We start from the raw sequence: 2,043 nt of genomic DNA, 5'->3' as shown, positions 1-2,043 counted from the left end.
TCTTTTTTGATTAGCTTCAACATAATTAAGAGCTTGATTTAATTGGAAAATTTGTTGTTGGAGGTTTTCTTGGGTTTGAAGTTGAGCTTTTTCTTGAGCTAATTTTTCTAATTCTTCTTGTTTTTCTTTTTGATTTTGGTTTAACGCTTTTCTTTGATCTAATAAATTATTGACTAAGGTTTGTTGAGTTTGTTGTTGATTTTTTAGTTCCGTTAATTGTTGTTGTTTTTGGGTTTTCATGTTTGGAGTTAATTGTGGATTATTAGTTAATTCAGTTTGGAGAGTTTTAATTTTAGTAATAATGTCGGTTAAAGTTTTGACATTTTCATCAATTTGGTTTTTTAAGGTGTGATCTTGTTGCTGGAGTTCTTGGATTTTGGCTTGTTCTAATTTGATTTGGTTGTCGATTTCTTGTGGTTGTGTTGATGAGGGTTGTTTAGTTAATGATGGGTTTTTAGTTGGTAGATGAGAATGAGTGATGCCAAAGATTAATAAAATCAAGAAACCTAAACTCAATAATCCGATCAAACTCAAATAAATTTTTTTGTTTAATGACATAGAGAACCTCCTTTCTTAGGTTTTTTAAAGAAAATAATTGGGTTATTTTAAAATTAAAGTTTTCACTTGGTCTTTGATTGGTTTTGACATTTTAAAACTAACAACCGTTTTTGCAGGAATTTTTAAGTTTTTACCAGTTCTTTTGCCTGTTTTTTTGCCTGTTTGTTTATTGATGATGAATTTAGTTTCGGGAGTTGTGTGAGCTTTTCTAGTTTTTAAGATGAATTTGCCAATTTTAGAGGATAAAACTACTTCTTCATTTGATGTAATTGCTTTAATTAGAGCATTCTCAAATGAATTGTAAAACTCTTCGGTTTGGGTTATTGAGGTTTTATTTACCTCAGCTATTGATTTAATTAATTCTTTTTTATTCATATTTTTTTCTCCTTTTGGTTTATAAAAAAAGTCCCTTTTGGGGACTTAATTTTTTGAATATTATTTGGTTTTGTTATCTAAAAAGATGACGTTTTGGATAATTACTTTGATGGTGGTTCGCGTTTTACCTTCGTTTGTGGTATATTTTTGGATGGATAATGTGCCTTCTGCATATATTTTTGAACCTTTATGTAAATACATACTCATGTTTTCAGCTTGATTTCTAAAAACAACACAAGGGATGTATTGCACTTTATCTTTATTGTTAATTGCTAAATTGAAATCTATTTTAGGGATTTGTTCGTTGTTGCTATTGATATATTGTTTTTCTAGGTTATGAGCGATATTACCGATTAATTGGACTTTATTTAACATTTTATTTCTCCTTATTTTTATAATTTGGGTTTAGTTTTCTAATTGCATTATCTTTTAAATCTTCAATTTGTGAGAGTTTTAAATTAAGTTTTTGGGCGATGGCATGATTGGTTAGGGGTTGTTGATTAGGTTCGTTGTTGTTTTCTAGTGAGATACCAAAACTTAAACAAATAACATTGAATTCATTTTTACTTAGTTTAGTTTTTAGTTTTTTTATTAATAATTCATGTTTTACTTGTTTTAACCATAATTGATGTGGATTAAGGATTTTATCCCAATTAGGTTGTTTGTATTTTTCTTCTTTAAAACTGATATTGTTTGATTTGGTTGTTTTTTGGGGGATTGAAGGTGAGTGGCTTTTTCTTATTAGTTCGCTGATTGCAAATTTTATTTTTGGAGTTGCATAAGTAACAAAGTCATAGCCTAAATCTTGGTAATTATTTAGAGCTTTGATTAATCCTAAAATCCCTTCTTGATATAAATCCTCTTTAGTTAAAACTCGCGGATAATATTTAAATTGATAAGCTATTTTTTTTACTAAAGGTAAATGAAGTTCGATTAATTGATTACGAATTTCCAAATTCTTTTTATTTTTTAAAAATTCTTTAAATAATTTTTGTCTTAACATTCAATTCCTCTCTAAAAACATTTTTTAGAAAAGATATGAAATTATTTTTTTAGTCTTTGAAACAAAAAAAGACTAACTTAATAGTTAGTCTTAAAGAATTTTTAAAA

The 2,043-nt window shown here is 27.2% G+C and carries 3 protein-coding genes and 1 pseudogene; all 4 read right to left on the bottom strand.

Going from position 1 to position 2,043, the window contains the following annotated elements:
- Positions 1-558 (bottom strand): annotated as a pseudogene (locus RI01_RS02235) (AAA family ATPase); the annotation flags it as partial.
- 42 nt (positions 559-600) lie between these two features.
- A complete protein-coding gene (locus RI01_RS02230; protein WP_017193043.1) occupies positions 601-933 on the bottom strand; it encodes an HU family DNA-binding protein in 333 nt (110 codons plus the stop codon).
- A 60-nt stretch (positions 934-993) separates the two neighbouring features.
- The gene (locus RI01_RS02225) at positions 994-1,308 is read right to left on the bottom strand and encodes a single-stranded DNA-binding protein (RefSeq protein ID WP_017193042.1); all 315 of its coding nucleotides are present in this window, start codon (positions 1,306-1,308) and stop codon (positions 994-996) included.
- 1 nt (position 1,309) lies between these two features.
- On the bottom strand, positions 1,310-1,936 hold the full coding sequence (locus RI01_RS02220; protein ID WP_017193041.1) for a sigma-70 family RNA polymerase sigma factor: 627 nt from the start codon (positions 1,934-1,936) through the stop codon (positions 1,310-1,312).
- Positions 1,937-2,043: the final 107 nt, after the last annotated feature.

Source organism: Italian clover phyllody phytoplasma str. MA1, from assembly GCF_000300695.1.
In the GTDB taxonomy this organism is placed as follows: domain Bacteria; phylum Bacillota_I; class Bacilli_A; order Acholeplasmatales; family Acholeplasmataceae; genus Phytoplasma.
The sequence above is the reverse complement of the archived record's forward strand: the minus strand, read 5'-3'. Positions and strand labels throughout refer to the sequence as shown.

Excerpts from the sequence above, each read along its gene's own strand:
- RI01_RS02230 (WP_017193043.1), bottom strand. The coding sequence starts at position 933 with ATGAATAAAAAAGAATTAATTAAATCAATAGCTGAGGTAAATAAAACC.
- RI01_RS02225 (WP_017193042.1), bottom strand. The coding sequence starts at position 1,308 with ATGTTAAATAAAGTCCAATTAATCGGTAATATCGCTCATAACCTAGAA.
- RI01_RS02220 (WP_017193041.1), bottom strand. The coding sequence starts at position 1,936 with ATGTTAAGACAAAAATTATTTAAAGAATTTTTAAAAAATAAAAAGAAT.